Below are 25,991 nucleotides of genomic sequence, written 5' to 3'. Positions count from 1 at the left end.
GTCTGTCGCTGTAGAAATGAGCGGCGTGTTTCACGTGAAACACGCCGTTTTTTTGCGATGCCGCACCGCGCGGAGCGCATTGCGTGGGGCCAGAGTAAGCGCTAAAGCGCTAATTCTGGCCGACACATTATTCGGGTGTGAACGGCGATAAACCGTAAGCCGTTATAATTCGCGCATACCACTTTTTTCTGAGAAGGCTCACGCGGTCGTTTTCGTCCATGCGTGAGGTCCCGCCATGCTTTATCCCACAGAGTTTGACGTCATCGTCGTCGGCGGCGGTCACGCCGGAACCGAGGCTGCGCTCGCCGCCGCCCGCATGGGCGTCAAGACGCTCCTGCTCACGCACAACATCGAAACGCTCGGCCAGATGAGTTGCAATCCGTCGATTGGCGGCATTGGCAAGGGCCATCTGGTCAAGGAAGTCGATGCGCTCGGTGGCGCCATGGCCGCCGCAACGGACGAGGGCGGGATCCAGTTTCGCATCCTCAATTCGTCCAAGGGCCCGGCGGTTCGGGCGACGCGCGCGCAGGCCGACCGCATTCTTTATAAGGCAGCGATCCGCCGCCGTCTCGAGAATCAGCCGAATCTGTGGCTGTTCCAGCAGGCCGTGGAAGATCTGATGGTCGAAGGCGACCGCGTCGTGGGCGCCGTCACGCAGGTGGGCATCCGCTTCCGCAGCCGTGCAGTCGTGCTGACGGCAGGGACTTTCCTCGACGGCAAGATCCACGTGGGCCTGAACAACTACACGGGCGGCCGCGCCGGCGATCCTGCTGCCGTGACCCTCTCGTCGCGCCTGAAGGAGCTGAAGCTGCCGCAGGGCCGCCTCAAGACGGGCACGCCGCCGCGTATCGACGGCCGCACGATCGACTTCTCGGTGCTCGAAGAACAGCCGGGCGACCTCGATCCGGTGCCGGTGTTCTCGTTTCTCGGCCGCGCGGAACAGCATCCGCGTCAGATTCCGTGCTGGGTCACGCACACTAACGAGCGCACCCACGACATTATCCGCGGCGGTCTCGACCGCTCGCCAATGTACACGGGCGTGATCGAAGGGGTAGGGCCGCGCTATTGCCCGTCCATCGAGGACAAGATTCATCGCTTCGCTTCGAAGGAATCACACCAGATCTTCCTCGAACCGGAAGGCCTGACGACGAACGAGTTCTACCCGAATGGGATCTCCACGAGCCTGCCGTTCGATGTGCAGCTCGAACTCGTGCACTCGATGCGCGGCCTCGAGCACGCGCATATCCTGCGTCCGGGTTACGCAATCGAATACGACTACTTCGACCCGCGCGGCCTCAAGGCTTCGCTCGAAACCAAGGTGATCAACGGTCTGTTTTTTGCGGGTCAGATCAACGGCACGACGGGCTATGAAGAGGCGGCAGCACAAGGCGTGCTCGCCGGCATGAACGCAGGCCTGCAGGTGCAGGGCAAGGACGCATGGTGCCCGCGCCGCGATCAGGCGTACCTCGGCGTGTTGGTCGACGATCTGGTGACGCGGGGCGTTTCCGAGCCGTATCGCATGTTCACGAGCCGAGCCGAATACCGCTTGAGCCTGCGCGAAGACAATGCGGATATGCGCCTGACGGAGGTCGGCCGCGAGCTGGGCGTGATTGATGACGTGCGTTGGGACGCGTTCTGCCGCAAGCGCGATGCTGTTTCACGTGAAACAGAGCGTCTGAAGTCGACGTGGGTGAACCCCAAGACGCTTTCGGCCGAAGAAGCGACGGCACTGCTTGGTAAGTCGATCGACCGGGAATACAACCTCGCGGACCTGCTGCGTCGCCCGGGTGTGAGCTATGACGGCGTGTGCAGTCTGCGCGAAGGCGCTTGTGCGCCAGAAACCCCGCTCGCCGATGACGCGGTTCTGCTCGCCCAGATCAAGGAGCAGATCGAAATCGGCATCAAATATCAGGGTTATATCGATCGTCAAGCCGACGAGATCGAGCGCAATGGCGCGCAAGAGAACACCCGTCTGCCGGAAGGCATCGACTACGCGGAAGTGCGTGGCCTTTCGTTTGAAGCGCGCCAGAAACTGAGCCAGTTCCGCCCGGAGACGATCGGTCAGGCGTCGCGCATTTCGGGCATTACGCCGGCCGCGATCTCGCTGCTGATGGTTCACCTGAAGCGTGGCCTTGGGCGCCGTCGCCAGAATTCGGGCGCTGCTGACGAAAGCGGCACCGACTCGACGCCGGTGGCGCAATGACGGGCCGCTCGAGGCAACCCGGCATTGCGGACCGCGACGCGCTGGCTCGTCTGCTGAAAGAGGGCGCAGAGGCCTTGGGCGTCGAACTCACCGAGCGGCAGCACGAGCAGTTGCTCGACTACGTCGCGCTACTCGCGAAGTGGAACGCCGTGTATAACCTTACGGCGATCCGCGATCCGCGTCAGATGTTGATTCAGCATATTCTCGACTCGCTTTCGATCGTACCGCATCTGCCGACGCGCGCCGACGCAACGGTGCTCGATGTCGGCTCCGGCGGCGGCCTGCCCGGCATCGTGCTCGCGATCGTGCGCCCGGACTGGCAGGTCACGCTCAACGATATCGTGCAGAAGAAGTCGGCGTTCCAGTCGCAAGCGAAGGCGGAACTCGCACTCGCGAACCTCTCGGTGGTGACCGGCCGGGTCGAATCGCTGCGTCCAGGCATGGAAGTACCGAAAAAATTCGATTTGATCGTGTCTCGGGCATTCGCGGATCTCGCCGATTTCGTTACACTGGCCCGTCATCTCGTTGTCGAAGGCGGCGCGATCTGGGCCATGAAGGGTGTGCACCCCGAAGACGAGATCGAGCGCTTGCCGACGGGCACGCGGGCGCTGAATGCGATCCGCCTGAGCGTGCCGATGCTCGATGCGGCGCGCCACCTGATCGAAGTGTCGGTTGAACCGGCGGCCTGAACCGGTCCGGCGATGGCCAATCGGCCGAATGGTGTGCGAGGCAGTCGCGCCATAACGTAAGCAAACTACTTAAGGTAGTAAAAGGGACACACGAAAGATGGCAAAAATCTTCTGCGTTGCGAACCAGAAGGGCGGCGTCGGCAAGACGACGACAACGGTCAATCTCGCCGCGAGCCTCGCATCGCAGGGACAACGTGTCCTTCTCATCGACCTCGACCCGCAGGGCAACGCAACGATGGGCAGCGGCATCGACAAGGCCGCGTGCGAGAACACGGTGTACGAGGTGCTCGTCGACGGTGTCACGGTGAACGCCGCGCGCACGCGGCCGGAACAGGTCGGCTACGACGTGGTGCCGGCCAACCGCGAGCTGGCTGGCGCCGAGGTCGAACTGGTGACGGTCGAGCAGCGCGAGCGGCGTCTGAAGGCCGCGCTCGCCGAAGTCGACGCCGAGTACGACTTCGTACTCATCGACTGCCCGCCGGCGCTTTCGCTGCTCACGCTCAACGGCCTGTGCGCCGCCCATGGCGTGGTGATCCCGATGCAGTGCGAATACTTCGCACTCGAAGGTCTCTCGGATCTCATCAATACGATCAAGCAGGTCCACGCGAACATGAATCGCGACTTGAAGGTGATCGGCCTTCTGCGCGTGATGTTCGACCCGCGCATCACCCTGCAGCAGCAGGTTTCCGAGCAGTTGAAGGAGCACTTCGGCGACAAGGTCTTCGACGCCGTGATCCCGCGCAACGTCCGGCTTGCTGAAGCACCCAGCTACGGCTTGCCGGGTGTGGTGTTCGATCGCGCCTCGCGCGGCGCACAGGCCTACGTGCAGTTCGGCGCGGAAATGATCGAGCGCGTGCGCGCACTCTGACGAGACTGGGGAAGCACGATGAATGCAGTAGCACGGAAGAAGGGGCTAGGCCGGGGCCTGGAAGCATTGCTTGGCGGCAGCGCGGACATCACCGAGGCGGTGAAGATCGACGGCGCGCCTAACTCGCTGCCGCTCACGCAGATGCAGGCCGGCAAGTACCAGCCGCGCACGCGCATGGACGAGGGCGCGCTCCAGGAGCTGGCCGCGAGCATTCGCGCACAGGGTCTGATGCAGCCGATTCTCGTGCGCCCGATTGCGACGGGGCGCTACGAGATCATCGCGGGGGAGCGACGCTTCCGTGCGGCGCACATCGCCGGCCTGACCGAAGTGCCGGTGCTCGTGAAGGACGTGCCCGACCAGGCCGCCGCCGCGATGGCGCTGATCGAGAACATCCAGCGCGAGGACCTGAATCCGCTGGAAGAGGCGCAGGGCATCCAGCGCCTGCTCGACGAGTTCAGCTTCACGCACGAGCAGGCGGCCGAATCCGTGGGACGCTCGCGCAGCGCGGTGTCGAACCTGCTGCGTCTGCTCAACCTCGCAGCGCCCGTGCAGACCATGCTGCTGGCCGGCGATCTCGACATGGGCCACGCCCGTGCGCTGCTCGCCGTGGACGCCGCCACGCAGATCACGCTGGCGAACCAGGTGGTCAACAAGCGGATGTCGGTGCGTGAAACGGAGAAGCTCGTTTCGGCCACGACGAAGGCCGCACCGGCAGTGAAGGCGAAGGCCGCGCACGACGGCGGGCGCGACACGCGCCGCCTCGAAGAGGAGCTGTCGGACCTGCTCGCCGCATCGGTGAAGATCAAGCTCGGCCGGCGCGGGCGAGGTCAGCTCACGGTCGACTTCGGCGACCTCGACGCGCTCGACGGCATCCTGCTGCGTCTGCGCGGCGAAACGGCGGCGTGATGGGCCTGATGCGGGACGCCGCGGCCAACGCGCGCGCCGGCGCATAAAGCCGGTGCGCGAATCGGAACGGGGCGCGCGTGAGCCCTTGAACCTGCTGCGCCGCATCGGCGCATTTGCCGTTTCGGAGCCGGTGCTCGCAATTCTCGTCGTGGCGTTCGTGGCGTTGCAGATCTACGCGCCTCGTCCCATCGCCTCGCTGCCCGCACTGGTCGACTGGCAAACGGTGATGACCCTCGCGGGCCTGCTCATTCTGACGAAGGGTATCGAATATTCAGGACTGCTGACCTGGCTCGCGCACAAGCTCGTCCACCACATTCACTCGGAGCGCGGGCTCGCGCTGCTGCTCGTCGCGCTGGCCTCGGTGCTGGCGATGATCGTGACCAACGATGTGGCGCTTTTCGTCGTGGTGCCGCTCGTGCTGTCGCTCCACAAGCTCACGCCGCTGCCGCTCAAGCGCCTCGTGATCGTCATCGCGCTTGCCGTGAATGCAGGCTCGGTGCTCACGCCGCTCGGCAACCCGCAGAACCTGTTTCTCTGGCAGGCGAGCGGGGTGTCGTTCGGACGTTTCGTCGTGGGGCTCGCTCCGCTTTGCGCGTTTCTTATGGCGATGCTTGTCGTGATCGCCGCGTTTCTTTTCAAGGCCACACCGCTCGATCTCTCGAAAGACGCCGCGCCGCAGCGCGTCGATCGCGCACTGGCGAGCGTGGCGGCCTTGCTCTTCGTCGCGTTCGTGCTGCTCGCCGATGCACACCACGCAGGCGTCGCGCTCGCCGCGGTCGCCGCGGGCTTTGTGGTCTGGCGCATTCGCATCGTGCTGAAGATCGACTGGTTGCTGCTGCTGATCTTCGTGCTGATGTTCATCGTCCTGCGCAGCGTGGCCGCGCTGCCCGCCATTCATCACGCGCTGACGTCGCTGTCACTGCAAACGCCGATGCGCGCTTTTGCCGCCGGCGCGGTGCTGTCGCAGATCATTAGCAATGTTCCGGCCGCCATTGTGCTTGCGGGCTTCACACACGACTGGCGTGCGCTCGCGTTCGGCGTGAGCGTGGGGGGCTTCGGGGTCGCCATCGGCTCGCTGGCGAATCTCATCGCCGTGCGTCTATCCGGCCAGCGCGGCGTCTGGCTGCTGTTTCACCTGATCGCCGTGCCGTTCTGGATCGTGGCCTTTTTGGGCGGCGCGCTGCTGCTGCATCTGTTCTGACGCCACCCGTCCCCGTATCCTGGCGCGTAGCCCGATTACGCGCCAGATGACCTCATATTTACCTGGTCCTCCTGACGATCCATTCTTCCTTGCTTCGTCCCTTACAGTTACCGGTCACACCTTCGCGGCGCCGCGTTTCCCGCATCATGAAGTCGCATTTCACAGGTGTTATTGAAGGGCCTAAAGTCTTGAATTGCCTGCAACTATCGCTTACAATCGCCCGGATTTATTTGGTTGGCGATGCTGTAAGTGCGCTGTAATAAAACGCGTGCGAGGCGAATTTCCGGAATCAAGCGATGGTGGGTCAGAGGCCAGATGAAGCGCCGCAGGCGCATGAGGGGCCCGATGTACCGCCGGGCGAAGTCGGAGCATCCCGCCGGGGGCAGGATGCAGCGGCAAGAAATTCCGGACACGTTGATCACAACGCGCGCTGGGATGAACTGGACGCCAGCCAGCAAGATAACAACGACATCGTTCCGCTCACCCGGGCCGAAGCCGAGCAGATCTTCGGCGCGCAGGTGAGTCGCCCATCGCGCGTCACGCCGTTTCGTGTCGTCGCGGCGCAAGTGGTTTTGTCCCTGGTTGCAACGTTGGCGTGGTGGCTGTTTTATAAGCCGCCGGGCAGTGCTGCGTTGTCGGCGTTCCTGGGCGGAGCGATCTGCTGGTTTCCCGGTGCGCTGTTCGCAGCGCGCCTGAAGCAGTTGAGTCGTGCCGGCACCGTGTTTAACTGGATGCTCGGTGAAGCCTTCAAGATGGGGGCGACGATTGCGATGTTCGTCGCCATCGCGTTCTGGTATCACGACGTGCAATGGATTCCCTTGCTCGTCACGTACCTGATCGCACTAAAGACATACTGGATCGCGCTCGCGTGGCGCTGACCCGCCAACATCGCGCCGCCTCAAGTCAGGGCGTCGAAGCGATGACGGTGGAAGTTAGCTAGCCAATGCGAAGCAGATAAGACGCGATCCACGGCGGTGCGTTCCCGCAATACAGTATTGCGGCGGGAGCGGCCGAAAACGATTTTCGACAATTTGGGTGGCTTTAACGATATGGCAGCTAGCGAAGGAACGAGCGCACCGGGTCCGTCCGAGTACATTGCTCACCACTTGCAGAACTTTGCGACCTCGCACCAGACGTCGATCGTCGACTTCAGCGTCTGGAACATCGACACGTTGTTCTGGTCGATCCTGTGCGGCGTCGTGACTATCTTCATCCTGCGCCTCGCCGCGCGCAAGGCGACCCCGGGCGTACCGGGCCGCTTCCAGTGCGCCATCGAAATGCTGGTCGAGATGGTCGAGGACCAGTCCAAGTCCATCGTCCATGGCAACCGCGCATTCATCGCACCGCTCGCGCTGACCGTGTTCATCTGGGTCGCGCTCATGAACTCGCTCGACTTCATTCCGGTTGACCTGCCGGGCCGCGTGATCGGCTGGCTGGGTCTGTCCGAAGCACTGCCGCACCAGCGCATCGTTCCGACCGCCGACCTCAACGGCACGTTCGGCATCGCGCTCGGCGTGTTCGTGCTCATGATTTACTACAACCTCAAGATCAAGGGTCCTGGCGGCTTCGCACACGAGCTGCTCTCGGCCCCGTTCGGCGCGCATCCGCTGCTGTGGATCCCGAACCTTGCACTGAACATCATCGAGTTCGTCGCCAAGACGGTTTCGCTCGCCCTGCGGTTGTTCGGCAACATGTATGCAGGCGAGCTGCTGTTCCTGCTGATCGCGCTGCTGGGCGGTCTGTGGAGCTTCGGCGCGGACACGACGGTGCTTGGCTTCATCGGCCACGTGATTGCGGGCAGCGTCTGGGCGGTCTTCCACATCCTGATCGTTCTGCTGCAGGCGTTCATTTTCATGATGCTGACGCTGGTGTACATCGGCCAGGCACACGACAAGCACTAAGTGCTCGTCAAACCAGATTTGCAGTTTTAAATCCCCAGTTCCAGAAAATCTCAATAAGGAGTGATCATGCAAGCTTTCATCGCCAACATCCAGGGTTTCACGGCCATCGGTATCGGCATCATCATCGGCCTGGGTGCAATCGGCGCCTGTATCGGTATCGGCCTGATGGGCGGCAAGTACATCGAAGCGTGCGCACGTCAGCCTGAACTGATGAACCCGCTGCAGACGAAGATGTTCCTGCTGGCTGGTCTGATCGATGCGGCGTTCCTGATTGGCGTTGGTGTTGCAATGCTGTTCGCGTTCGCTAACCCGCTGCTCTCGAAGCTCGCGGGCTAAGTTCCCTGGAAGGTTGCGCCTGACCTATAACGGGTAGTGGGCGCATGGCGGAACGGGAGACGAGGCGCTGATCGAGTTCACAACCGATGAGCGCCTTGCCGTTTCAATTCCCCGGAATAGCAACGATTAAGGAAACACCGTGAATCTCAACGCAACCCTGTTTGCGCAAATGGTCGTGTTCCTGATCCTCGCGTGGTTCACGATGAAGTTCGTGTGGCCGCCGTTGATCAACGCCCTCGACGAGCGCTCGAAGAAGATCGCAGACGGCCTCGCCGCTGCGGAAAAGGGCAAGGCGGAACTCGAAGCGGCGCACAAGCGCGTCGGCGAAGAGCTCGCTACCGCCCGTAACGAGGGTCAAAGCCGTATCGCCGACGCTGAAAAGCGCGCGCTGGCCGTCGCAGAGGAAATCAAGGCCCAGGCACACGCCGAAGCGGCACGCATCATCGCCCAGGCGAAGGCCGACGCCGACCAGCAGGTCGTCAAGGCACGCGAAGTACTGCGCGCTGAAGTCGCCGCCCTCGCCGTGCAAGGCGCCGAGCAGATCCTGAAGCGCGAAGTCGATCAGTCGGCCCACGCCGAACTGCTGAATCAACTGAAAGCCGAGCTCTGATCATGGCCGAACTTGCAACCATCGCCCGCCCGTACGCAGAAGCATTGTTTGGCGTGGCCGAAGCTGGTGACACCGCCGCCTGGTCCACGCTCGTTTCGGAGCTGGCACAGGTTGCGGCCTTGCCCGAGGTGCAGTCGGTCGCGACGAGCCCGAAGGTAAGCCATGCCCAGGTCGCCGAGCTGCTGCTCGCGGCGGTGAAGTCGCCGGTCAAGGAATCGGCCGAGGTGAAGAACCTCGTGCAGATGCTGATCGAGAATCATCGCCTGGCACTGCTGCCGGAAATCCAGACGCAGTTCGAAGCGCTCAAGAACGCCAAGGCAGGTGCTGCTGACGCAGTGATCGTCAGCGCGTTCCCGCTCGAAGGCGCCCAGTTGAACGACCTCGTCGCCAGCCTCGAACGCAAGTTCAAATGCAAGCTGAAGCCAACCGTCGAGATCGACAACTCGCTGATCGGCGGCGTGCGCGTCACGGTCGGCGACGAAGTGCTCGATACCTCGGTCCGCGCGCGGCTCGCCAGCATGCAGGCGGCGTTGACCGCCTGAGCGCCTCGATTCCAAAAATCGGGCGCGGCGGCTGGCACGCAACAGAATTGAACATCAGGAGCGAATAATGCAACTCAATCCCTCTGAGATCAGCGAGCTGATCAAGAGCCGGATCCAGGGCCTTGAAGCGAGCGCAGACGTTCGCAACCAGGGCACCGTGATCTCCGTGACCGACGGTATCGTGCGTATCCACGGCCTGTCGGACGTGATGCAGGGCGAAATGCTCGAATTCCCGGGCAACACCTTCGGCCTCGCGCTGAACCTCGAGCGCGACTCGGTCGGCGCGGTGATTCTGGGCGAGTACGAGCACATCTCGGAAGGCGACATCGTCAAGACGACGGGCCGCATTCTCGAAGTGCCGGTTGGCCCCGAACTGATCGGCCGCGTGGTCGATCCGCTCGGCAACCCGATCGACGGCAAGGGCCCGGTCAACGCCAAGATGACCGACGCGATCGAAAAGATCGCTCCGGGCGTGATCTGGCGTGAAGGCGTGTCGCAGCCGGTGCAAACGGGTCTGAAGTCGATCGACTCGATGGTGCCGATCGGCCGTGGCCAGCGTGAGCTGATCATCGGCGACCGTCAGTGCGGCAAGACCGCAGTGGCCGTCGACACGATCATCAACCAGAAGGGCAAGGACCTCATCTGTATCTACGTCGCCATCGGTCAGAAGGCTTCGTCGATCCAGAGCGTGCTGCGCAAGCTCGAAGAAACGGGCGCGATCGAATACACGATCGTCGTTGCCGCTTCGGCTTCGGAATCGGCCGCGCTGCAGTACCTCGCGCCGTACGCCGGTTGCACGATGGGCGAATACTTCCGCGACCGCGGTCAAGACGCCCTGATCATCTATGACGACCTGACCAAGCAAGCCTGGGCATACCGTCAGATCTCGCTGCTGCTGCGCCGCCCGCCGGGCCGTGAAGCTTACCCCGGCGACGTGTTCTATCTGCACTCGCGTCTGCTCGAGCGCGCAGCGCGCGTGTCGGCCGACTACGTCGAGAAGTTCACGAACGGCGAAGTGAAGGGCAAGACGGGTTCGCTGACCGCACTGCCGATCATCGAAACGCAAGCCGGCGACGTGACCGCATTCGTTCCGACGAACGTGATCTCGATTACCGACGGCCAGATCTTCCTGGAAACCGACCTCTTCAACGCAGGCATCCGCCCGGCAATCAACGCCGGCGTTTCGGTGTCGCGTGTGGGTGGCGCGGCACAGACCAAGGTCGTGAAGAAGCTGTCGGGCGGTATCCGTACCGACCTCGCGCAGTACCGTGAACTGGCTGCATTCGCCCAGTTCGCATCGGACCTCGACGAAGCGACCCGCAAGCAGCTCGAGCGCGGCCGCCGCGTGACGGAACTGCTCAAGCAGCCGCAGTACCAGCCGCTGCAAGTGTGGGAACTGGCTGTTGCGCTGTTCTCGGCGAACAACGGCTACCTCGACGACATCGACGTCAAGGACGTCCTGCCGTTCGAAAAGGGCCTGCGCGAATACCTGAAGTCGAAGCACGCTGACCTCGTCGCGCGCATCGAGGACAAGAAGGACCTGTCGAAGGACGACGAGAACGCGCTCCACGCGGCTCTCAAGGACTTCAAGAAGTCCGGCGCATACTGATCCGTCCGGGAATCAATCACGATAAACGGACTGGGACCCGAGTAAGCGCCAAAGCGCCAACTCGGGTCGACAAAGGAGCAAGCAATGGCTGGAATGAAGGAAATTCGCGGCAAGATCAAGAGCGTGCAAAACACGCGCAAGATCACCAAGGCGATGGAAATGGTCGCGGCGTCGAAAATGCGCCGTGCCCAGGAGCGCATGCGCGCCGCCCGCCCGTATGCCGACAAGGTCCGCGACATCGCTGCGCACATGAGCCGTGCGAACCCCGAGTACCGCCACCCGTTCATGGTGGAAAACACCGGTGCGAAGGTCGCAGGCGTGATTCTCGTCACGACCGACAAGGGTCTGTGCGGCGGGATGAACACCAACGTGCTGCGCGCGACGCTGCAGAAGTTCAAGGATCTGGAAGCATCCGGCACGTCGATCGAAGCAACGGCGATCGGCAGCAAGGGCCTCGGTTTCCTGAACCGTCTGCGCGCGAAGGTCGTCTCGAACGTTGTGCAACTCGGCGACACGCCGCACCTCGAAAAGCTGATCGGCGCGATCAAGGTGCAGCTCGACCAGTACTCGGAAGGCAAGCTTTCCGCCGTGTACCTCGCGTACACGCGCTTCGTCAACACGATGAAGCAGGAGCCTGTGATCGAGCAACTGCTGCCGCTGTCGGCCGAGCGTCTCGAAGCGAATGACGACGGCACGACGCCGAAGTCGGCGTGGGACTACATCTACGAGCCGGACGCGCAAACCGTCGTGGACGAACTGCTGGTGCGCTATGTCGAAGCCCTGGTCTATCAGGCCGTGGCGGAAAACATGGCTTCGGAGCAGTCGGCCCGTATGGTGGCGATGAAGGCGGCGTCGGACAACGCGAAGACGGTGATCAACGAACTGCAGCTCTCGTACAACAAGAGCCGCCAGGCCGCGATTACGAAGGAACTTTCGGAAATCGTCGGCGGCGCAGCAGCCGTCTGACAAGCGCGAACCGATTGCGAAACCGCGCCGGTGTTGAGCCGGTGAGCGAGTGAAGAATTCAGGTATCTAAAGGAAAATCGATGAGTACAACTGCTTTGGTAGAAGGCAAGATCGTACAGTGCATCGGCGCGGTGATCGACGTGGAATTCCCGCGCGAGACCATGCCGAAGATCTACGACGCGCTGATTCTCGAAGGGTCGGAACTGACCCTGGAAGTGCAGCAGCAGCTGGGCGACGGCGTTGTCCGCACCATCTGTTTGGGTGCGTCGGACGGTCTGCGCCGCGGCACCGTGGTGAAGAACACGGGTAACCCCATCCGCGTGCCGGTTGGCAAGCCCACTCTGGGCCGCATCATGGACGTGCTGGGCCGCCCGATCGACGAAGCGGGCCCGATCGTGAGCGAAACGACGCGTGCGATTCACCAGAAGGCACCGGCGTTCGAAGACCTGTCGCCGTCGGCCGAACTGCTCGAAACCGGCATCAAGGTGATCGACCTGATCTGCCCGTTCGCAAAGGGCGGCAAGGTGGGTCTGTTCGGTGGCGCCGGCGTGGGCAAGACCGTCAACATGATGGAGCTCATCAACAACATCGCCAAGGAACACGGTGGTTTCTCCGTGTTCGCCGGCGTGGGCGAGCGTACCCGTGAGGGCAACGACTTCTACCACGAAATGAAGGACTCGAACGTTCTCGACAAGGTCGCGCTGGTGTACGGCCAGATGAACGAGCCGCCGGGCAACCGTCTGCGCGTCGCGCTGACCGGTCTGACGATGGCCGAGCACTTCCGTGACGAAGGCCTCGATGTGCTGTTCTTCGTCGACAACATCTACCGTTTCACGCTGGCTGGCACGGAAGTGTCGGCACTGCTCGGCCGTATGCCGTCGGCAGTGGGCTATCAGCCGACGCTGGCTGAAGAAATGGGCAAGCTGCAAGAGCGCATCACGTCGACCAAGAAGGGCTCGATTACCTCGGTTCAGGCCGTGTACGTCCCTGCGGACGACTTGACCGACCCGTCGCCGGCTACGACCTTCGGCCACCTGGACGCAACCGTCGTGCTGTCGCGTGACATCGCCTCGCTGGGTATCTACCCGGCAGTCGACCCGCTCGACTCGACCTCGCGCCAGATCGACCCGAACGTGATCGGCGAAGAGCACTACTCGATCACGCGCGGTGTGCAGCAAACGCTGCAGCGCTACAAGGAACTGCGCGACATCATCGCGATTCTGGGCATGGACGAACTGTCGCCGGAAGACAAGCTGACCGTCGCCCGCGCACGCAAGATCCAGCGTTTCCTGTCGCAGCCGTTCCACGTCGCGGAAGTCTTCACGGGCTCGCCGGGCAAGTACGTGCCGCTGAAGGAAACGATCCGCGGCTTCAAGATGATCGTTGGCGGCGAATGCGATCATCTGCCGGAGCAGGCGTTTTACATGGTCGGCACGATCGACGAAGCCTTCGAAAAGGCCAAGAAGATCCAGTAAGGGTTGAGTTGCAGGCAACAAGGCGCGGCGCTTCATTCGTGAGGCGCATCGCCTTCGCAACCCACTCAAGCTGTGCATGGGACCGGAGTAAGCGCTAAAGCGCCAACTCCGATCGACACAGGAGTCGACATATATGGCAGCAACCATCAAGGTAGACGTCGTCAGCGCCGAAGAGAGCATCTTCGACGGCCAGGCGAAGTTCGTCGCGCTTCCGGGCGAGGCGGGCGAGCTGGGCATCCTGCCGGGCCACACGCCGCTCATCACGCGTATTCGTCCGGGCGCCGTGCGCATCGTGGCGGAAGACGGCGGTGAAGAGTTCGTGTTCGTCGCCGGCGGCATTCTCGAAGTGCAGCCGGGCGCCGTCACGGTGCTCGCCGACACCGCGATCCGCGGCAAGGATCTCGACGAGGCGAAGGCCACGGAAGCGCGCAAGCGCGCTGAAGAGACGCTGCAGAACGCGGGCTCGAACCTCGAGTACGCCACCGCCCAGGCCGAGCTGGCCTACGCGGTCGCGCAGCTCGCGGCGATCCAGCGCCTGCGCAAAATGAACCAGCACTAATCGGTTCTCGTACGCGCGCCCTTGTGGCGCCGCGTTCGAAGCAAAAAGGGCTCCCCAACCGGGGAGCCCTTTTTGCATGTGCGCGCCGCTGGGCGGGCACGGCCCAATGGCATCGCGCTGAAAAACACGGCATAAATGCCGTGGGCCACGGTGGTCGACAAAAACGCTCTGACATACTTGACGTTTACGGAAAGGTAATGCCAAATCATGCGTTCGCAGCTGGCCCAGACCCTGCGGGTAAGACTTGATGCCGCCCCCGGGAAAGCCGGTGGCACAATGGTTTTCAATTTCATTTCAAACGCGGGAGTGACGCTCCCCAGGAGACAGCCATCATGGCAATCGACGCAGCAGGCGCGCGCGCCGCGCCCGGTGTACATGAGCCGCTCATCGCGCCGAAAGACGGGCTTTCCTACGTGCGAGGCACGACCGACGTGCCGCTCAGCGACGCGACCCTCGGCACGTTCCTGCAGGAGACCGCGAACCGGTTTCCCGAGCGGCCTGCCGTGGTGTTCCGCGAGCAGGGTATCCGCTGGAACTGGCGCGAGTTCGCCGCCGAAGTGGGCGTGCTCGCAGCCGGCTTCGCCGAGCTAGGCATCGTCAAGGGGGATCGCGTCGGCATCTGGTCGCCCAATCGCGTCGAATGGCTGCTCACCCAGTTTGCGACCGCGCGGATCGGCGCGGTGCTCGTCAACATCAATCCCGCCTATCGTCTCGCCGAACTCGAATACGCGCTGAACAAGGTCGCCTGCAAGGCGATCGTCTCCGCGGAGAGCTTCAAGACCTCGAAGTATCTGGAGATGCTGCAGACGCTCGCCCCCGAGCTTGCGAGTGCCACGCCCGGCCAGTTGCAGGCTGCGCGCCTGCCCGAACTGCGCGCGGTCGTGCGCATGTGCGACACGGCCACGCCCGGCATGCTCTGCTTCAGCGAACTCGTGGAGATGGGCCGTGAGCGCATCGTCCGCGACGGCACGGCGTGGCTCGACGCGATCAACGCGACGCTATCGCCCGACGAGGCCATCAACATCCAGTTCACGAGCGGCACGACCGGCAATCCGAAGGGCGCCACGCTCACGCACCGCAACGTGCTCAACAACGGGCGTTTCATCGCCCAGGCGATGCGCCTCACGGAAGAAGACTCGCTCTGCATTCCGGTGCCGCTCTATCACTGCTTCGGCATGGTGCTCGCGGTACTCGCGTGTGTATCCGTTGGCGCGAACATGGTGTTCCCGGGCGAGGCTTTCGATCCGCGCGCGACGCTCGAAGCGGTCTCGGAAGAGGGCTGCACGGCATTGCACGGCGTGCCCACGATGTTCATCGCGGAACTCGATCATCCGGAGTTCGCGCGCTTCGATCTTTCGAAGCTGCGCACGGGCATCATGGCCGGCTCGCCGTGCCCGATCGAGACGATGAAGCGCGTGGTCTCGAAGATGCATCTCGCCGAAATCACGATCGCCTACGGCATGACGGAAACGAGCCCGGTGTCATTCCAGAGTTCAACCACCGACCCGCTCGACAAGCGCACGACCACGGTGGGCCGCATTCAGCCGCATCTCGAAGTGAAGATCGTCGACGCGCTCGGCAATACTGTGCCGGTGGGCGAAACGGGCGAGCTGTGCACGAAGGGCTATTCGGTGATGCAGGGCTACTGGGGCGACGCGGAGAAGACGGCCGAGTCGATCGTCGATGGCTGGATGCATACGGGCGATCTCGCGACGATCGACGCCGAAGGCTACTGCAACATCGTTGGTCGCCTCAAGGACATGCTCATCCGCGGCGGCGAGAACATCTATCCGCGAGAGATCGAGGAGTTTCTGTTCCGCCATCCGAAGGTGCAGTCCGCGCAGGTGTTCGGCGTGCCCGATGCGAAGTACGGCGAGGAAGTGTGTGCGTGGATCGTGCTGCGTCCGGGCGAAGCGGCAACGGCGGAGGAGATTCAGGCGTTCTGCCAGGGGCAGATTGCGCACTACAAGATCCCGAAGTACATCCGCTTCGTCGACGAACTGCCGATGACCGTGACGGGCAAAGTGCAGAAGTTCGTGATGCGCGCGCGCATGATCGATGAACTCAAGATCAGCGAGCAGAAGACGGCTTGATACGTTTGATGCCATGCCGCGGCGGGCGATGCATGGCGCTGCGGCAGCTTTTCAGGGCGCGCAAAAAATAGTCTGGAAACCGAACGATTAGCTGGCGCTGGAGGGAGTGGGAGTTGAACGATGCCTGTTGAATAACGAAACGTACAGGCGAAAAAAAAGCGGGCCTGGAGCCCGCTAAAAACCACACGCTACGGGGTTAGCGCGAGGAGACCAAAGGAGGAGCCGGGTCATGAAACGTCTTCGACGCCGGTCACGGCTCCAACAAGGATGCCCCTCGAGAGGGCTTCGGCGTAGGGCCGACCGGCTGGTGTTTTGTGTCCGCTCACACTGGCACCGCGCCACATCCGTGTTGAAACCGTTGAAGGCATTGTGGGCGAATTAAGATAGGTTCGCGGTAACAAAGTGTTTCAGGTTGTAACGCCCGTCAGATAAGGCTCTGCGGCGCTTTTTGCCATCCTGAGCGTTTCGCGCAAGTCATTTTTACCGCTATTTTTCGCGGCTGTTTGACAGCCTTGACGGCAACTCGGGCGCGAGGATTCGAATTGCATGAAGGAAGGCCCACGGTATGGGCCTTTTATGCACGACGCACACCGTACAGAATTACCGGCTGCGCACATGCGCAATGCGTCGACATTGCGCATGTGCGCGAAATGCAAACTTTGCGCGCCGCGTGTCATCCCGCTTCTGCAACTCATCGTAGCAATTCGAAGGGCCATAACAATGCGGCGCGATTCAACACCTCACTTCAGCCACTTGTCGGAGATTGCCTGATATTCGCCGCTCGCGCGCGCAAGGTGCAGCCACTGATCGACATACTGCTGGAACACCACGTCGCCGCGCGGCACCATCCACGCTTTCTCGCCGTATTGAAAGGGCTTGTCGGGATGCACCGAGCACAGGCCCGGGTTGAGCTTCTGCTGCAGCATGGTCTCGGAGGCGTCGGTCACCATCACGTCGGCTTTGCCCGCGAGGATCTGTTTGAAGATCGTCACGTTGTCCGGATACATGATGAGATTCGCGTGCGGCAAGAACTGCTTCGCGAAGCGCTCGTTCGTGCCGCCCGGATTCATGATCACGCGCACCGAAGGCTGGTTGATCTGCGCAACAGTCTGGTACTTCTTGACGTCTTCACATCGCACGATCGGCGTCTTGCCGTCGACCTGATAAGCCTCGGTAAAGAACGCGCGCTTCTGGCGTTCGAGTGTCGTGGAGACACCGCCCACCGCAACGTCGCATTTCGCCAGGAAGTCGTTCATGAGGTTCGACCACGACGTCTTCACGAACTCGGCCGTCACGCCCAGCGACTTCGCAAGCGACTGGGTCATGTCGATGTCGATGCCTTCGAACGTGCCGTCCTGCCGGTAGAAGGAGTAGGGCTTGTAGTCGCCGGTCGTGCAGGCGCGCAGCGTGCCGCGCGCGATGATTTCGTCGAGGCGCGAATGGGCGGTGGCGGCCTGCGCACCGTTGGCGGGTGGGCCGGCGGACTGGCTCGTGGCGCACGCGCTCAGCAAAGCGGCGCTCACGATCGTCAGGCCGAGGACGGCTTTTTTCATCGTGTCTCCAGATCTGGTTTTGATTGATGTAATGTTTTGGAAAGCCGTCTGATGATAGTCCTCGCGTACGCGGCAGATAAGCGCGGACTTACCTGGGTAGGCAACGACCTATACTTCAGTGCCGTTGCGCTGTTTGATCCCACCCATCAGCGGCATGGCGCGGCGCACGCTCCGGTAAAATGGCCGCTTGCTTCCGAACCTTGGCGCGACTTCGCGCATCCAGCACGTGGCCCACACTCTCCTGAACGACACCTTCCTGCGCGCGCTGCTGCGCCAGCCGACCGAGTACACGCCGATCTGGCTGATGCGCCAGGCAGGCCGCTATCTGCCCGAGTACAACGCCACGCGCAGCCGCGCTGGCAGCTTCCTCGGCCTCGCGAAGAATCCCGATTACGCGACCGAGGTCACGCTGCAGCCGCTCGAGCGCTATCCGCTCGACGCCGCGATCCTGTTCTCCGACATCCTCACGATTCCGGACGCGATGGGCCTCGGCCTCTCGTTCCAGGCGGGCGAAGGGCCGAAGTTCGCGCACCCCGTGCGCACTGAAGAAGACGTGGCGCGACTTGCCGTGCCGGATATCGACGCGACGCTCGGCTACGTGACCGACGCCGTGCGCGAAATTCGCCGCGCGCTCACCAACGCTGAAGGGCGCCAGCGTGTGCCGCTGATCGGCTTTTCGGGCAGCCCGTGGACACTCGCCTGCTACATGGTCGAGGGCGGCGGCTCGGACGACTTCCGCACCGTGAAGTCGATGCTGTATGCGCGCCCGGACCTCATGCAGCGCATTCTCGAAGTCAACGCGCAGGCGGTGGCAGCCTATCTGAACGCGCAGATCGAAGCCGGTGCGCAGGCCGTGATGATTTTCGACACCTGGGGCGGCGCGCTCGCGGACGGCGCGTATCAGCGCTTCTCGCTCGCGTACATCGCGCAGGTGGTGGCGCAGCTCAAGCGCGAGCACGATGGCGAGCGCGTGCCCGTGATCACGTTCACGAAGGGCGGCGGCCTCTGGCTCGACGAAATCGCCAATACGGGCGTGGACGCCGTCGGCCTCGACTGGACCGTCAACCTCGGCCGCGCGCGCGAGCGCGTGGGCGACCGCGTGGCGCTCCAGGGCAATCTCGACCCCACGGTGCTGTTCGCTTCGCCGGCCGCGATTCGCGAGCAGGCGCGCGCGGTACTGGACAGCTTTGGCGCGCACCCGGGTCACGTGTTCAACCTCGGTCACGGCGTTTCGCAGTTCACGTCACCCGAAAGCGTGGCCGAACTCGTGGACGAAGTGCATCGTCACAGCCGCGCGCTTCGCGCGACCGATGCGTGACGTTTTTGGTGCATCGCAGCAAGCTGGGCTCCGGGCGTCAGGGTATGACCGGGCTCAAGAGGCCATCCAGACGCCATCGCGGTCCTGTCAAGACTTGACTTATGCACACTTGCCTCGTTGCGGCGCGCAAGAGGGAAAGGTTGTCGCAGGCGCCCGCTTAGGTCTGAGCAGAATCAATCAGACCCTTGACAGACAAGGCTTTCGGCGCTCCACGGCGCTCTGTGCGGTATCCCACATAACGACCACGCGCGGGCGCACGCAGGCAGCGCTCGAGAAGTTCTCAACAAAGTTATCCACAGGCGCAGATTCGGGGGCGCGATTGTTCTGCGGAATCCAAAACTTAGCGCGAAATCTAAAGTATTACTTTAGGTTTGCGTGTCTGTGCGCTGGCGTACGGAACTTCCCTGGGAGCGAGGCATGACAGGGCAGTACGTGCGCGTGGCGCTGGACCATCCACTGGATGCGCTCTACGACTATCGCTATGGCCTCGACTGTGCGCCCGAGCCCGGCATGCTCGTGCGCGTGCCGTTCGGGCGTCGCGACGTGGTCGGCCTGATCTGCGAAGTGAACGCTCACAGCGACGTGCCCGCGAACAAGCTCCGTGACGTGAGCGCGGTGTGCGCCGCCTGCCCTCCGCTTTCGGCGCAATGGCTCGCGCTGGCTGGCTTTGCCGCCGACTACTATCAGCGGGGCCTGGGCGAAGTTGCCTTGCCGGCGCTGCCGCAGGCGTTGCGCGATCCGTTGCGCTGGGCGCGCCTGCTCGCCCCCGAGGAGCGCTACCGTCTGTCGCCGCAAGGGCGCGCCGCGCTGCCCGACGCCTTGCCGGCGCGCGCGCCGGCGCTGCGCCGTCTCGCGCAGGCGCTCGCCGATGCCGGCGAGCTCGACGCAGCCGCGGCCCGCGCGCTGCATCCCAAGGCGATTGCTACGCTCGAAGCCTGGCGCGACGCCGGCTGGGTCGAGCATGAAAGCATCGAGTTCGGCGCGGCCGCAAGCGTGGCCAACAGCGCTGCGGAGACGACCGCCGTGGTGGCAGTCCCGCGCCTGAGCGACGAGCAAGCCGACGCCGTGGAAGCCATCGGCGCGGCGAGCGGCTTCGCGCCCTTCCTGTTGCACGGCGTGACGGGCAGCGGCAAGACCGAGGTCTATCTGCGCGCGCTCGCGGCGCTGCTCGAGCGCGACCCGGGCGCCCAGGCGCTCGTGCTGGTCCCGGAAATCAATCTCACGCCGCAGTTCGAGGCGGCCTTTCGCACGCGCTTCGCGGCCACGCTCGCCGACGAGGCCATCGTCACGCTTCACAGCGGCCTCGCGGAAGGCGAGCGCGCCCGCAACTGGCTCGCGGCGCACACGTGCCGCGCACGCATCGTGCTCGGCACGCGGCTCGCGGTGCTGGCCTCGCTGCCGCGTCTCGCGATGCTCGTGGTCGACGAGGAGCACGACCCCGCCTACAAGCAGCAGGAAGGGCTGCGCTACTCGGCGCGCGACCTCGCGGTATGGCGTGCCAAGCAGCTGGGCGTGCCGGTCGTGCTGGGCTCGGCCACGCCGTCGCTCGAAAGCTGGTGGCAGGCCGAGCAGGGCCGCTACACGCGCCTCACGCTCTCGCGCCGCGCGATTGCCGACGCGGTGCTGCCCACCGTCAAGCTGATTGATCTCGAAGAGGAGCGCCGGCGCGGCCGCGCTTCGTTCGAAGGGCTCTCGGGGCCTTTGGTCGCGGCGATGAAGGCGCGTCTCGAGCGCGGCGAGCAGAGCCTCGTGTTCCTGAACCGTCGCGGTTACGCGCCCACGCTCGCGTGCGACGCCTGCGGCTGGGTGGCGGGCTGCCCGCGCTGCAGCGCGTACGTCGTGCTGCACAAGCCCGAGCGCGCGCTGCGCTGCCATCACTGCGGCTGGGAATCGCGCATTCCGCATTCGTGCCCCGAGTGCGGCAACGTCGACATCGCGCCGATGGGGCGCGGCACGCAACGCATCGAGGAGGCGCTCGCGAGCGCGGTGCCGGGCGCGCGGGTGCTGCGCATCGACGCCGACAGCACGCGCCGCAAGGGCAGCGCGCAGGCGCTTTTCTCCGACGTGCACGCGGGCGAAGTCGACATCCTGGTGGGCACGCAGATGATCGCGAAGGGGCACGACTTCCAGCGCGTGTCGCTCGTTGGCGTGCTGAACGCCGACAATGCGCTCTTTTCACATGATTTCCGGGCCGGCGAGCGCCTGTTCGCGCAGTTGATGCAGGTGAGCGGGCGGGCGGGGCGCGCCGGACTGGCCGGCGAGGTGCTCGTGCAGACGCGCTATCCGCGCCACGCGCTCTATCACGCGCTGGCGCGCCAGGACTATGTGGGGTTTGCGAATACGCAGGTCGCGGAGCGGCGCGATGCACACCTGCCGCCGTTCGTCTATCAGGCGTTATTGCGCGCCGAAGGGCGCACGCTGGAGGCGGCGTTGGCGTTTCTCGCCCAGGCCGCAGCGGCGCTCACCGCGATTCCGGGCGCCGAGCGTGTCATGGCCTACGACGCGGTGCCGCTCACCATCGTGAAGGTGATGAACGTGCATCGCGCGCAACTGCTCGTGGAAAGCCAGTCGCGTGCCGCGCTGCAGGCAACGCTGCGCGCGTGGCAGCCCGCGCTGCGCGCGTTGCGCGGCGTGCTGCGCTGGAATCTCGAAGTCGATCCGCTCGACATCTAGCAGCGGACAGCAGCCGGCCTGGCCCCGTTGCCGCAACAGCGGGGCCACCTGGCATCAACTTCCCGTTTCCTGCCTCACTGGCCGACGGTATCGGCCACGTCCCTGCGCGCCGCGCGCTTCAAGCTCATGCGGCGTTCATCCGGCGCCGTCGCGCCGCGCATGAACAGCACGGCGCACATGGCGCACATCGTCCAGATCCCTGCGATTACCAGCAGCTTTTCCATTTTCCGGTCCCTACGCTCTTTCTTGTGATCAACAACCCCCGCTCTGTTTGTATAACGGCACGGCCGCGGAATCGATTAGGGTTGTCCAGCGTGTTGTTGGGCCAGGGAAAATACCGAGCGCAACCTGCGTGGCCCGGTGGGCGGACATCGGCCGCAAACCCAGGCTGCACAAGGCCTCAACCATGGTGCAACCATTTTGAGAGAGTGGTTGCACCTTTTTATTGGTAGGGTTACGATTCGCCAACTTTTTGGTCACCGCCGGTGCGGGTCTGCCGGCATACGAAGGAAACATGGCTAGCACCACACTTGGCGTCAAAGTCGACGATCTCCTCCGCTCCCGCCTCAAGGACGCCGCCACGCGGCTCGAGCGCACGCCGCACTGGCTCATCAAGCAAGCCATCTTTGCCTATCTCGAGAAAATCGAGCACGGCCAGCTGCCTCCGGAACTCAAGGGCCATGTCGGTGCGACCGATCTCGCCGAAGGTGCTACCGCTGACGACGACGAAGCGGCATCGCACCCGTTCCTCGAATTCGCGCAAAACGTGCAACCGCAGTCGGTACTGCGCGCGGCCATCACGGCCGCGTACCGCCGTCCGGAGCCGGAGTGCGTGCCGTTCCTGATCGGCGAAGGGCGCCTGCCGGCCAACCTCACGGGCGACGTGACGAAGCTCGCCACGAAGCTCGTGGAAACGCTGCGCGCGAAGGGCACGGGCGGCGGTGTGGAAGGGCTGATTCACGAGTTTTCGCTGTCCAGCCAGGAAGGCGTGGCGCTGATGTGCCTCGCCGAAGCGCTGCTGCGCATTCCCGACCGCGCCACGCGCGACGCGCTCATCCGCGACAAGATCAGCAAGGGCGACTGGAAATCGCACGTGGGCCACGCGCCGTCGCTGTTCGTGAACGCCGCCACGTGGGGCCTCATGATCACCGGCAAGCTCGTCACGACGAACAGCGAAACCGGTCTGTCGTCGGCGCTCACGCGCATGATCGGCAAGGGCGGCGAGCCGCTGATCCGCAAGGGCGTGGACATGGCCATGCGCCTGATGGGCGAGCAGTTCGTCACGGGCGAGAACATCTCCGAAGCGCTGGCCAACAGCCGCAAGTTCGAAGCACGCGGTTTCCGCTACTCGTACGACATGCTCGGCGAAGCCGCGACGACGGAAGCGGACGCTCAGCGCTACTACGCATCGTACGAGCAGGCGATCCACGCCATCGGCAAGGCCGCCGGCGGCCGCGGCATCTACGAAGGCCCGGGCATCTCGATCAAGCTTTCCGCACTACACCCGCGCTACTCGCGCGCGCAGCAGGAACGCACGATGGGCGAGTTGCTGCCGCGCGTGCGCGCACTCGCCGTGCTCGCTCGCCGCTATGACATCGGCCTCAATATCGACGCCGAAGAAGCCGACCGCCTCGAACTTTCGCTCGACCTGCTCGAAGCGCTGTGCTTCGATCCGGAACTCGCGGGCTGGAACGGCATTGGCTTCGTGGTGCAGGCTTACCAGAAGCGCTGCCCGTTCGTGATCGACTACATCGTCGATCTCGCGCGCCGCAGCCGTCACCGCATCATGGTGCGCCTCGTGAAGGGCGCCTACTGGGATACGGAAATCAAGCGCGCCCAGGTGGATGGCCTCGAAGGCTACCCGGTGTACACGCGCAAGATCTACACGGACGTGTCGTACCTCGCCTGCGCGAAGAAGCTGCTCGGCGCGCCGGATGCCGTGTATCCGCAGTTCGCCACGCACAACGCGTACACGCTCTCGGCGATCTATCACCTCGCGGGCCAGAACTACTATCCCGGCCAGTACGAATTCCAGTGCCTGCACGGCATGGGCGAGCCGCTGTACGAAGAGGTCACGGGCCCGCTCTCGCAGGGCAAGCTCAACCGTCCGTGCCGCGTCTACGCGCCGGTCGGCACGCATGAAACGCTGCTCGCGTATCTCGTGCGGCGTCTGCTCGAAAACGGCGCGAACACGTCGTTCGTGAACCGCATCGCCGATGCCTCCGTGCCGGTCGCGGAACTGGTCACGAACCCCATCGACGACGCCGCCAAGGTCGTGCCGCTCGGCGCGCCGCATGCGAAGATTCCGCTGCCGCGCGAGCTGTACGGCAGCGAGCGCTTCAATTCGATGGGCCTCGATCTCTCGAACGAGCATCGTCTCGCGTCGCTTTCGTCGGCGCTGCTGGCGAGCGCGCATCATCCGTGGCGCGCCGCGCCGATGCTCGCGGACAGCGATATCGCAGACAGCGCTGCACGCGACGTGCGCAACCCCGCCGATCATCGCGATCTCGTCGGGACCGTGGCGGAAGCCACGAGCGAGCACGTGAGCGCCGCGCTCTCGCAAGCCGTGGCCGCCGCGCCGATCTGGCAGGCCACGCCCGTCGAAGCGCGCGCCGATTGCCTCGCACGCGCCGCCGATCTGCTCGAAGCGCAAATGCATACGCTGATGGGCCTGATCGTGCGCGAAGCGGGCAAGTCGCTGGCGAACGCCGTGGCCGAAATCCGCGAAGCGATCGACTTCCTGCGCTACTACTCCACGCAGATCCGCGACGAGTTCTCGAACGACACGCATCGCCCGCTCGGCCCCGTGGTGTGTATCAGCCCGTGGAACTTCCCGCTTGCGATCTTCATGGGCCAGGTGGCGGCCGCGCTCGCAGCCGGCAACACGGTGCTCGCGAAGCCCGCTGAACAAACGCCGCTGATCGCCGCGCAAGCCGTGCGCATCCTGCGCGAAGCCGGCGTGCCGGCGGGCGCGGTGCAACTGCTGCCGGGCAACGGCGAAACTGTGGGCGCGGCGCTCGTCGCCGATCACCGCACGCGCGCCGTGATGTTCACGGGCTCGACCGAAGTTGCGCGCCTCATCAACAAGACGCTGTCCGAGCGCCTCGACTCCGAAGGCCGCCCGATTCCGCTGATCGCCGAGACCGGCGGCCAGAACGCGATGATCGTCGATTCGTCGGCGCTCGCGGAGCAGGTCGTGGCCGACGTGCTGCAAAGCGCGTTCGACTCGGCCGGCCAGCGCTGTTCCGCGCTGCGCGTGCTGTGCCTGCAGGACGACGTGGCGGACCGCACGCTCGAAATGCTCACGGGCGCGATGAAGGAACTCGCGGTGGGTAACCCCGACCGCCTCTCGACCGACGTCGGCCCCGTGATCGACATCGACGCGAAGCGCGGTATCGATACGCACGTCGCCGGCATGCGCGAAAAGGGCCGCAAAGTCCAGCAGATGCCGACGCCCGACACCTGCGCGCAAGGCACGTTCGTGCCGCCCACGCTCATCGAGCTCGACAGCCTCGACGAACTCAAGCGCGAAGTGTTCGGCCCGGTGCTGCACGTGGTGCGCTATCGCCGCAGCCAGCTCGACAAGCTGCTCGAGCAGATCCGCGCAACGGGCTACGGCCTCACCCTCGGCATTCACACGCGTATCGACGAAACGATCGCGCACGTGATCGGCCGCGCGCACGTGGGCAACATCTACGTGAACCGCAACGTGATCGGCGCGGTGGTGGGCGTGCAGCCGTTCGGCGGCGAAGGCCTCTCGGGCACGGGTCCGAAGGCGGGTGGCGCGCTGTATCTTTCGCGCTTGCTAGCGAAGCGTCCAGCTGGTTTGCCGAAGTCGCTCGCCGATGTGCTCGTCGTCGATGCGCCGCAAGCTGCTGAAGGCAACAACGGCGCGCCGCAATCGGCACAGTCCGCGCTCACGACGCTGCGTGACTGGCTCATCGCCGAGCGCGAGCCCGCGCTCGCGGCACGCTGCGACGGCTACCTCGAATACGTGCTCGCGGGCGCCACGGCGGTTCTGCCGGGCCCGACGGGCGAGCGCAACACCTACACGCTTTCGGCGCGCGGCACGGTGCTGTGCGTGTCGTCCACCGCAACGGGCGCACGCGCACAACTCGCCGTTGCGCTCGCAACGGGCAACCGCGCGCTGTTCCAGGGCGCGGCGGGCGAAGCGCTGGTGAGCGCATTGCCGGCGGCACTGAAGGCGCACGTGGCGATCAAGAAGACGGCGGATGCCGACTTCGATGCAGTCCTCTTCGAAGGCGACAGCGACGAGTTGCTCGCACTCGTGAAGGAAGTGGCCAAGCGTCCTGGCCCGATCGTCTCGGTGCAGGGCGTGGCAGCGCACGCGCTCGCCAACGGCGACGAAGATTACGCTCTCGAACGACTGCTCGCGGAACGTTCGGTCAGCGTGAATACGGCAGCAGCAGGCGGTAATGCAAATTTGATGACGATCGGTTAAGCACAAGCGATACTGTCGGTCGTCTCA

Annotated in this window: 20 protein-coding genes; 18 read left to right on the top strand and 2 right to left on the bottom strand. The window is 64.1% G+C overall.

Annotation, left to right across the window (positions count from 1 at the left end; genetic code table 11):
• The first annotated feature begins 235 nt into the window (after window positions 1–235).
• The 15 genes from mnmG to M3A49_RS18790 all read left to right on the top strand — a co-directional run bounded on the left by mnmG (window position 236) and on the right by M3A49_RS18790 (window position 15,958).
• Window positions 236–2,203, top strand: a complete 1,968-nt coding sequence (mnmG, locus tag M3A49_RS18860) for a tRNA uridine-5-carboxymethylaminomethyl(34) synthesis enzyme MnmG (RefSeq protein WP_266230143.1) — start codon at window positions 236–238, stop codon at window positions 2,201–2,203.
• Complete coding sequence (rsmG, locus tag M3A49_RS18855; protein WP_266230142.1) at window positions 2,200–2,892, top strand: 16S rRNA (guanine(527)-N(7))-methyltransferase RsmG; 693 nt, start codon at window positions 2,200–2,202, stop codon at window positions 2,890–2,892. The genes mnmG and rsmG overlap by 4 nt, the downstream gene beginning before the upstream one ends.
• Window positions 2,893–2,989: 97 nt before the next feature.
• Window positions 2,990–3,760, top strand: a complete 771-nt coding sequence (locus tag M3A49_RS18850; protein WP_028203303.1) for a ParA family protein — start codon at window positions 2,990–2,992, stop codon at window positions 3,758–3,760.
• Window positions 3,761–3,778: 18 nt separating this feature from the next.
• Window positions 3,779–4,666, top strand: coding sequence for a ParB/RepB/Spo0J family partition protein (locus M3A49_RS18845; RefSeq protein WP_028203304.1), 888 nt, complete (start codon window positions 3,779–3,781; stop codon window positions 4,664–4,666).
• A 52-nt stretch (window positions 4,667–4,718) separates the two neighbouring features.
• Window positions 4,719–5,867, top strand: a complete 1,149-nt coding sequence (locus tag M3A49_RS18840) for an SLC13 family permease (protein WP_416338975.1) — start codon at window positions 4,719–4,721, stop codon at window positions 5,865–5,867.
• A gap of 296 nt (window positions 5,868–6,163) precedes the next feature.
• Window positions 6,164–6,745, top strand: a complete 582-nt coding sequence (locus M3A49_RS18835) for an ATP synthase subunit I (protein ID WP_254355732.1) — start codon at window positions 6,164–6,166, stop codon at window positions 6,743–6,745.
• Window positions 6,746–6,916: 171 nt separating this feature from the next.
• Complete coding sequence (atpB, locus tag M3A49_RS18830; RefSeq protein WP_035512639.1) at window positions 6,917–7,768, top strand: F0F1 ATP synthase subunit A; 852 nt, start codon at window positions 6,917–6,919, stop codon at window positions 7,766–7,768.
• Window positions 7,769–7,834: 66 nt separating this feature from the next.
• Entirely contained in the window at window positions 7,835–8,104 is a 270-nt protein-coding gene (gene atpE / locus M3A49_RS18825; RefSeq protein WP_028203308.1) for a F0F1 ATP synthase subunit C, read from the top strand.
• A gap of 139 nt (window positions 8,105–8,243) precedes the next feature.
• Window positions 8,244–8,714, top strand: coding sequence for a F0F1 ATP synthase subunit B (locus M3A49_RS18820; RefSeq protein WP_028203309.1), 471 nt, complete (start codon window positions 8,244–8,246; stop codon window positions 8,712–8,714).
• 2 nt (window positions 8,715–8,716) lie between these two features.
• Window positions 8,717–9,256: a F0F1 ATP synthase subunit delta gene (locus tag M3A49_RS18815; RefSeq protein ID WP_028203310.1), complete on the top strand. Its 540-nt coding sequence runs from the start codon at window positions 8,717–8,719 to the stop codon at window positions 9,254–9,256.
• Between the two features lie 67 nt (window positions 9,257–9,323).
• Window positions 9,324–10,865, top strand: coding sequence for a F0F1 ATP synthase subunit alpha (atpA, locus tag M3A49_RS18810; protein WP_028203311.1), 1,542 nt, complete (start codon window positions 9,324–9,326; stop codon window positions 10,863–10,865).
• Window positions 10,866–10,949: 84 nt separating this feature from the next.
• Window positions 10,950–11,831: a F0F1 ATP synthase subunit gamma gene (atpG, locus tag M3A49_RS18805; RefSeq protein WP_028203312.1), complete on the top strand. Its 882-nt coding sequence runs from the start codon at window positions 10,950–10,952 to the stop codon at window positions 11,829–11,831.
• A gap of 80 nt (window positions 11,832–11,911) precedes the next feature.
• Entirely contained in the window at window positions 11,912–13,306 is a 1,395-nt protein-coding gene (atpD, locus tag M3A49_RS18800) for a F0F1 ATP synthase subunit beta (protein ID WP_254355734.1), read from the top strand.
• 133 nt (window positions 13,307–13,439) lie between these two features.
• Window positions 13,440–13,865, top strand: a complete 426-nt coding sequence (locus M3A49_RS18795; protein WP_028203314.1) for a F0F1 ATP synthase subunit epsilon — start codon at window positions 13,440–13,442, stop codon at window positions 13,863–13,865.
• A 332-nt stretch (window positions 13,866–14,197) separates the two neighbouring features.
• Window positions 14,198–15,958, top strand: coding sequence for an AMP-binding protein (locus M3A49_RS18790; protein ID WP_266230133.1), 1,761 nt, complete (start codon window positions 14,198–14,200; stop codon window positions 15,956–15,958).
• 740 nt (window positions 15,959–16,698) lie between these two features.
• Here the strand turns inward: M3A49_RS18790 and M3A49_RS18785 are convergent.
• Window positions 16,699–17,511, bottom strand: coding sequence for a transporter substrate-binding domain-containing protein (locus M3A49_RS18785; protein WP_266230131.1), 813 nt, complete (start codon window positions 17,509–17,511; stop codon window positions 16,699–16,701).
• 226 nt (window positions 17,512–17,737) lie between these two features.
• On the opposite strand from M3A49_RS18785, the gene hemE reads away from it, so the two are divergent.
• Window positions 17,738–18,829, top strand: a complete 1,092-nt coding sequence (gene hemE / locus M3A49_RS18780) for a uroporphyrinogen decarboxylase (protein ID WP_266230129.1) — start codon at window positions 17,738–17,740, stop codon at window positions 18,827–18,829.
• Between the two features lie 417 nt (window positions 18,830–19,246).
• A complete protein-coding gene (locus M3A49_RS18775; protein ID WP_266230127.1) occupies window positions 19,247–21,502 on the top strand; it encodes a primosomal protein N' in 2,256 nt (751 codons plus the stop codon).
• Between the two features lie 74 nt (window positions 21,503–21,576).
• Here the strand turns inward: M3A49_RS18775 and M3A49_RS18770 are convergent, their stop codons facing one another.
• A complete protein-coding gene (locus M3A49_RS18770; RefSeq protein ID WP_254355739.1) occupies window positions 21,577–21,726 on the bottom strand; it encodes a hypothetical protein in 150 nt (49 codons plus the stop codon).
• 290 nt (window positions 21,727–22,016) lie between these two features.
• Between M3A49_RS18770 and putA the strand changes: the two genes are divergently transcribed.
• Window positions 22,017–25,964: a trifunctional transcriptional regulator/proline dehydrogenase/L-glutamate gamma-semialdehyde dehydrogenase gene (gene putA, locus M3A49_RS18765; RefSeq protein WP_266230125.1), complete on the top strand. Its 3,948-nt coding sequence runs from the start codon at window positions 22,017–22,019 to the stop codon at window positions 25,962–25,964.
• Window positions 25,965–25,991 lie beyond the last annotated feature (27 nt).

Origin of the sequence: Paraburkholderia sp. CNPSo 3076 (assembly GCF_026343935.1) — a bacterium.
In the GTDB taxonomy this organism is placed as follows: Bacteria; Pseudomonadota; Gammaproteobacteria; order Burkholderiales; family Burkholderiaceae; genus Paraburkholderia; species Paraburkholderia nodosa.
Note: the sequence above shows the minus strand (reverse complement) of the source record. Positions and strands in the feature narration are given on the sequence as shown.